Source organism: Bradyrhizobium sp. Mp27 (assembly GCF_029953005.1).
GTDB lineage: Bacteria > Pseudomonadota > Alphaproteobacteria > Rhizobiales > Xanthobacteraceae > Bradyrhizobium > Bradyrhizobium barranii.
Genome location: NZ_JASAUS010000256.1, coordinates 1 through 6,751 on the forward strand (window position 1 = coordinate 1; position 6,751 = coordinate 6,751).

Genomic DNA, 6,751 nt, shown 5'->3' on the forward strand with positions numbered 1-6,751 from the left:
GGCGGCTCTTCTTCGTCATCTTCGCTCCTGATTCGCAGCAAGAATCCTCGCCGCTGTCAGGCAGAAAATCCACTCAAGCTACTGTCCGAATTTGCGGGGCCAGCTCTTTTCTCAAAGATTTTCTTCGCCTGCCTGACGATCTTGATCATTTCCTCGGGCTTGTCGGTCTTGAAGCGAGTGAATTGAACGATCGGCATGGGGCTACCTCCATAACTGTGTAAAATGTCCAAGAGGCATGTATCGAGCGACGTTTGAGGAGCGAACCTCTTGTTCGAATCTCGATGAAGATTCGTCTTTGTCGACGTGATCTTGGTTCAGCCTTCACAAGCGGCAGCGACGCAGCCTTATCCCGCGAATGAACTGACAACGTCACTGACTAAAACTGGCGGACGGAAAGACCTGCTGGTGGATTCGCTGCCAGTTGCCCGATCAACGCATGGCGTCAATGAGTTCACACTCCGAGCACCCGCTGCGCGATCGCCACGACCTCGGAAGCCGCGATATCCCGCATGCAGCGGTGGTCGTTCATCTTGCAGATCGTGCTCTGGCAGGGCTGGCATGAGAGCACGCTCTTGTCCTGGACCACGGTCGCGGCGAGGCCGTTGAGGGGAGCCCAGAGATAGGGGCTGGTCGGGCCGAAAATGCCCATGGTGGGCGTGCCGAGCGCGGCTGCGATGTGCATCAGGCCGGAATCGTTGGAGATGGCGACGCCGGCCGCGGCCATGGCAAGGACGCCGTTGCGCAGATCGGTGCCGGTGAGGTCCCGCACGCCCGGACCGCCGGCGGCGACGATCTCCTGGGCGAGGCCCTTTTCGGCGGGGCCGCCAACCACCCAGACCTCCAGCCCGCGCTCGGCCAGCAAGCGGGCAGCCTCCGGATAATAGGTCCAGCGCTTTGAGGCGCCGACTGAGCCGGGAGCCAGCGCGACCGCCGCCCCGGCGCTGAGGCCATTGGCCTGCCGCCAGCGGACGATGTCCTCGGCCGGGACCCGCAATTGCGGCACCGGCCATTCCGGGGGCAGGGGGGCGCCATCGGATTGGGCCAGGGCGGCGTTCTTGTCGATGAAGCGGGGCAGCTTCTTCTCGCCCCAGCGCCAGCGGTTGAGCAGGCCGAACCGGAACTCGCCGACGAAGCCGACCCTTTCCGGAATCCCGGCCAGCGCGGGCGCGATGGCCGCCTTCCAGGTCCGGGGCAGCACCAGAGCTGTCCCGTAATTCCGCTCGCGCAGGAGCTTCGCCAGGCCGAGCTGGCGACCTACGGCGAGCCGGCTGCGCGGCAGGTCCCACACGATGCCATCGCGCACGCCGGGCATGTAATCGACCAGGGGGGCGCAGAGGGAGGTGGTGAGGAGATCGACCGGCCGGTTGGGCCAGCGCTCGTTCAGGACCCGGACAACGGTGTGATTCCGGACGAAATCGCCGATCCACATATAGGGGATGATCAGGATCGGGCGTGTGTCGCTCCGATCTGCATCTTGACCAAATTGCGAATCTTTATTCATTCGTTAATAGGACCGGGAACGTGCTGATGTGGCGGTTCGGTTACCCGCTCCGGACCTGCAGGTAAAGCCGGGACAGCGCCGATCCCAAAACCGCTTACAGTTTGGCGGATCATGCGCTAGGGCAGGACCGGGCCGTGAAAATCGGGCAGGGCAAAACCTGGCAGGGTAGGTGGAATGTTGCTGGTGACCGGTGGGGCCGGTTTTATCGGATCGAATGTCGTCGCCGCGCTGAACGAGGTCGGTCGCAGCGATGTCGTCGTCTGCGATCTCCTCGGGACCGAGGGCAAGTGGCGAAACCTCGCCAAGCGCCAGCTTGTGGATCTCGTCCCGCCGGCCGAGCTGCTCGACTGGCTGAAGGGCCGCAAGCTCGACGCCGTGATCCATCTCGGGGCGATTTCCGAGACCACCGCGACCGACGGCGACCTCGTGATCGAGACCAATTTTCGCCTGTCGATGCGCCTGTTGGACTGGTGCACGGCGGATGCGGTGCCGTTGATCTACGCCTCGTCGGCCGCGACCTATGGCGATGGTGCCGACGGCTTTGACGACGACGCCTCACTGCCCGCATTGAAGAAACTGCGGCCGATGAATCTCTACGGCTGGAGCAAGCACCTGTTCGATCTCGCCGTCGCCGAGCGCGTCGCGCGCGGCGAGAAGCTGCCGCCGCAATGGGCTGGACTGAAATTCTTCAACGTGTTCGGCCCCAACGAATACCACAAGGGCTCGATGATGAGCGTGCTGGCGCGCCGCTTCGATGATGTGAGGGCGGGCCGCGTCGTGCAGCTGTTCAAGTCGCACCGCGAGGGCATCGCCGACGGCGATCAGCGCCGCGATTTCATCTATGTCGACGACGTCGTCCGCGTCGTCATGTGGCTGCTGGCGACGCCGTCGGTGTCCGGTCTCTTCAACGTCGGCACCGGCAAGGCGCGCAGCTTCAGGGATCTGATGCTAGCTGCCTATGCCGCGCTCGGCACCAGGCCCAACATCGAATACGTCGACATGCCCGAGCAGATCCGCGGCAGCTATCAATACTTCACCCAGAGCGAGGTCTATCGCCTGCGCCGCGCCGGCTATAACGGCGGCTTCACGACGCTCGAGGATGCGGTGAAAGCCTATGTCGGCGATTATCTCGACCGGCCAGACCGCTTCCGCTGAGGCTTCAAGGACCATGCCGACCCCCATTCTCGATTTCGACGCTCTCGCGCAAGCCATCTCAGGCCGTACGGTGCTGTGCATCGGCGACATCATGCTGGACGAGTTCGTCTATGGCGAGGTGTCGCGGATCTCGCCGGAAGCGCCGGCGCCTGTCATCGCCGCCCAGCGCAGCGAGATCCATATCGGCGGCGCCGGCAATGTCGCGCGCAATATCGCCTCCCTCGGGGCGCGCTGCATCTTCGTCGGCCTCGTCGGCGAGGACGATGCGGGCAAGCGGCTCGAAGCGGCACTTGCGGAGCATGCCGGCATCGAAAGCGTGCTGGTGTGCGATCCGTCGCGGCCGACCACGCGAAAAGTCCGCTTCGTCTCCGAGCATTTTTCCACGCATATGCTGCGCGCGGATTGGGAGCAGGCGGTGCCTGCCTCCGACGACATCGAGACCACGCTGATCGACGCAATCCTGCCGCAGATCGCGCGCGCCGACATCGTGCTGCTCTCCGACTACGCCAAGGGCGTGCTGACCGCGCGGGTGATCCGCCACACCATCGACGCCGCGCGAACGCTCGGCAAGCCCGTGATCGTCGATCCCAAGAGCCTGAACTGGGCGATCTATCGCGGCGCCACGCTGCTCACGCCCAATCGCAAGGAATTTTCGGAGGCGACGCGCAGCCGCGCCGACACGCCGCAGAGCATCGTCGATGCCAGCGAGGACGTGATGCGGCTCGCCGATTGCGAGGCGATCCTGGTCACGCAAGGCGAGCACGGCATGACGCTGGTGCCGCGCAATGGCGAGGCCGTTCACGTTCCGGCTGTCCCCGTGAAGGTGCGCGACGTCTCCGGTGCCGGTGACACCGTCGCCGCCGCGCTTGCGGTGTCGCTCGCGGCAGGCGCGGACTGGGACACGGCGTTGCGGATGGCCAATGCGGCCGCTGCCGTCGCCGTCGGCAAGCAAGGCACGGCCAGCGTGAGCGCGGCCGAGCTGCGGCGGAAGATCCTGCCGCATGCTTATCTCGCGGCTGAGGAGAAGATCGTGCTCGAGCCTGATACGCTCGACGCACAGCTCGCGGAATGGCGCCGGCAGGACCTGCGCGTCGGCTTCACCAATGGCTGCTTCGACATCCTGCATCCCGGCCACGTCAAGGTGTTGACCGCGGCGCGCGGAGCCTGCGATCGCCTGATCGTCGGCCTCAACAGCGATGCCTCGGTGCGGCGGCTGAAGGGCGCCGATCGCCCGGTTCAGGACGAGCGGGCGCGTGCGGAAGTGCTCGCGGCGCTCGAAGCCGTCGATCTCGTCGTCATCTTCGAGGAGGATACGCCGATCGATTTGATCACCCGGATCAAGCCGAGCGCGCTGGTGAAGGGCGGCGACTACACCCGCGAGCAGGTGGTCGGCCACGAGGTCGTCGAAGCCGCCGGCGGAATCGTCGTGCTGGTCGACATCCTCCAGGGCTTCAGCACGACCGCGCTGGTCCATCGCGCGCGGGGAGGGGGCAAGTGACGGACCAAGCGACGACGCTCGCCCGGGAGACGACCGCCCAGATGCTGTGGCGGCGCTTTCGCAGCCCGGCGGCGTGGTGCGAGACGGCCGACCTGTTCGCGATCCTGACCGTGGCCTCGCTGCCCTGGTCGACCTCGCTCACGGCGATCTTCAACGCTCTTTTCCTGGTCTGCATGGTGCCGTTTCTCGACGTGCGCGCATTCCTGCAATCGCTGAAGCGCCCGATCGCAGCCGCGCCGATCGCGCTGGTCCTGCTCGCGCTGGTGGGCACGCTGTGGTCGGATGCGGCCTGGGGTGCGCGTCTTTATGCGGTCAATCCGACCGTCAAGCTGCTCGTGCTGCCCGTGCTGCTCTATCATTTCGAGCGCTCGTCGCGCGGGCACTGGATGTTCATCGCGTTCCTGGTGTCCTGCGCGCTGCTCTCGGTGATGTCGTGGCTGGTGGCCTTCTATCCCAACCTGACGCTCAAGCCCGATCACCTCGAGCGCGGCATCTTCGTCAAGAACTACATCGACCAGAGCCAGGAATTCGCGCTGTGCGCGGTCGCGCTCGCCTATCCCATCGTGATGCTGCTGCGCGAGAAGCGCTATTGGTTCGCGGGACTATTGATCGCGCTGGCTCTGAGCTTCTTCGTCAACATGGCCTTCGTGGTGGTGTCGCGCACCGCGCTGGTCACCGTTCCGATCATGTTCGGCGTGTTCGCACTCCTGCACCTGCGCTGGCGCAGCATCGCGATCAACTCGGCCGCTCTGCTCGCCGGCGCCGCTCTCGCCTGGCAGGCCTCGCCGCAATTGCGCAAGACCGCGGACACCTTCGCCAGCGACTACACGCGCTATGTCGAAAAGGGCGAGCCGACCTCGCTGGGCCTGCGGCTCGAATTCTGGCGGAAATCGCTCGGCTTCTTCGCGGAGGCGCCGATCAAGGGGCACGGCACCGGCTCGACGCGCGGATTGTTCGAAGCGGTCGCGACGCCCAGCGGCCACTACCAGGCCTCTGCCGAGGTGATCGGGAATCCGCATAACCAGACGCTGAATGTCGCCGTGCAATGGGGCGTCATCGGCATCGTCGTTCTCTACGCGATCTGGATCCTGCATCTCCTGCTGTTCCGCGGCGACGGGCTGGCCCATTGGGTTGGCCTGCTGGTGGTGGTGCAGAACGTCTTCACTTCGCTGTTCAACTCCCATCTGTTCGACTTCCACGAGGGCTGGATGTATGTCATCGGCGTCGGCGTTGCGGGCGGCATGGTGATCCGGGCCCGACACGCCGAGGCGAAGGTGGGGGAAGCCGGTTCCTGAACGGCCGCGCGGCTGGCAAGCCTTGTACTGGCAAGTCTTGACGAGATGGGCTATCAGCGCGGTCAGGTTGCATCTAACTGGGATTTCATCGGTCGGCGGATGACGCGTCTTTCGCATCTCACCTTGCGCAATTTCCTGATCGCGCTCCACGACCTGCTGGCGACCACGGCGGCGCTGTTCGCAGCCTTCTACCTGCGTTTCGAGGGCGGCGACGGCTTCTTCGACCGCCTGCCGCTGCTGTTCCAGATCCTGCCCTACTTCCTCGCCTTCAGCGTGGTCGTGTTCTTCCTCTTCAACCTGACCACGACGAAATGGCGCTTCATCTCGCTGCCTGATGCGCTGAACATCATCCGGGTCGCGACCGTGCTGACGGTTGCCCTCCTGGCGCTCGACTACATCTTCGTCGCCCCCAACGTCCGCGGCGCCTTCTTCCTCGGCAAGGTAACGATCGTCCTCTACTGGTTCCTCGAGATCTCCTTCCTCAGCGCGCTGCGCATGGCCTATCGCTATTTCCGCTATACGCGGGTGCGGCGGCATGCGAGGGGCGAGGATGCCGCGCCGACGCTGCTGATCGGCCGCGCCGCGGATGCCGAGGTGCTGCTGCGCGGCATCGAGAGCGGGGCGATCAAGCGCATCTGGCCGGTGGGCGTGCTGTCGCCGTCGAGATCCGATCGCGGCCAGTTCATCCGCAACGTGCCGGTGCTGGGCGACTTCGACGACATCGAGGACGTCGTCGGCGACTTCGCCAAACGCGACAAGCCGATCGCACGCCTGGTGATGACGCCGTCCGCGTTCGAGCCGGACGCTCATCCGGAATCGATCCTGATGCGCGCGCGCAAGCTGGGCGTGATCGTCAACCGCATGCCCTCGCTGGAGAGCGGCGACCCGCCGCGCCTCACGGCCGTCGCGGTCGAGGATCTCCTGCTGCGGCCGAGCGAAAAGATCGACTACGCGCGGCTCGAAGCGCTGATCAAGGGCAAGGCTGTCATCGTCACCGGCGGCGGCGGATCGATCGGGTCCGAGATCTGCGAGCGCGTCGTCGTCTTCGGCGCCGCGCGCCTCCTGATCGTGGAAAATTCGGAGCCGGCGCTCTATGCGGTCACGGAAGCGCTCGCTGCGCACGGCGCGGCGGCCGCGATCGAAGGGCGAATCGCCGACATCCGCGACCGCGAGCGCATCATCCGCCTGATGGCGGAGTTCAAGCCGGACATCGTGTTCCATGCCGCCGCGCTCAAGCACGTGCCGATCCTGGAGCGCGACTGGAGCGAGGGCGTCAAGACCAACATCTTCGGCTCGATCAAC

General features: G+C 65.2%; 6 protein-coding genes. 5 read left to right on the plus strand and 1 reads right to left on the minus strand.

Annotated features, from left to right (window positions below):
- On the plus strand, positions 1 to 221 hold a 221-nt coding region (locus tag QJT78_RS47120; RefSeq protein ID WP_281460721.1), incomplete at its 5' end, for a hypothetical protein.
- Between the two features lie 230 nt (positions 222 to 451).
- On the opposite strand, the gene waaF is transcribed toward QJT78_RS47120, so the two are convergent.
- Entirely contained in the window at positions 452 to 1,501 is a 1,050-nt protein-coding gene (gene waaF, locus QJT78_RS47125) for a lipopolysaccharide heptosyltransferase II (RefSeq protein ID WP_028153512.1), read from the minus strand.
- 174 nt (positions 1,502 to 1,675) lie between these two features.
- Between waaF and rfaD the strand changes: the two genes are divergently transcribed.
- The 4 genes from rfaD to QJT78_RS47145 all read left to right on the plus strand — a co-directional run.
- Entirely contained in the window at positions 1,676 to 2,656 is a 981-nt protein-coding gene (rfaD, locus tag QJT78_RS47130) for an ADP-glyceromanno-heptose 6-epimerase (protein ID WP_281460722.1), read from the plus strand.
- A gap of 13 nt (positions 2,657 to 2,669) precedes the next feature.
- Complete coding sequence (gene rfaE1, locus QJT78_RS47135; RefSeq protein WP_028153510.1) at positions 2,670 to 4,154, plus strand: D-glycero-beta-D-manno-heptose-7-phosphate kinase; 1,485 nt, start codon at positions 2,670 to 2,672, stop codon at positions 4,152 to 4,154.
- A 41-nt stretch (positions 4,155 to 4,195) separates the two neighbouring features.
- Positions 4,196 to 5,449, plus strand: coding sequence for an O-antigen ligase family protein (locus QJT78_RS47140; RefSeq protein WP_049808052.1), 1,254 nt, complete (start codon positions 4,196 to 4,198; stop codon positions 5,447 to 5,449).
- 99 nt (positions 5,450 to 5,548) lie between these two features.
- Positions 5,549 to 6,751: SDR family NAD(P)-dependent oxidoreductase (locus tag QJT78_RS47145; protein WP_281460723.1), on the plus strand; the 1,203-nt coding region annotated here is incomplete at its 3' end.

Coding starts and splice junctions, on each gene's coding strand:
- waaF (WP_028153512.1), bottom strand. CDS start 1,501: ATGAATAAAGATTCGCAATTTGGTCAAGATGCAGATCGGAGCGACACA.
- rfaD (WP_281460722.1), top strand. CDS start 1,676: ATGTTGCTGGTGACCGGTGGGGCCGGTTTTATCGGATCGAATGTCGTC.
- rfaE1 (WP_028153510.1), top strand. CDS start 2,670: ATGCCGACCCCCATTCTCGATTTCGACGCTCTCGCGCAAGCCATCTCA.
- QJT78_RS47140 (WP_049808052.1), top strand. CDS start 4,196: ATGCTGTGGCGGCGCTTTCGCAGCCCGGCGGCGTGGTGCGAGACGGCC.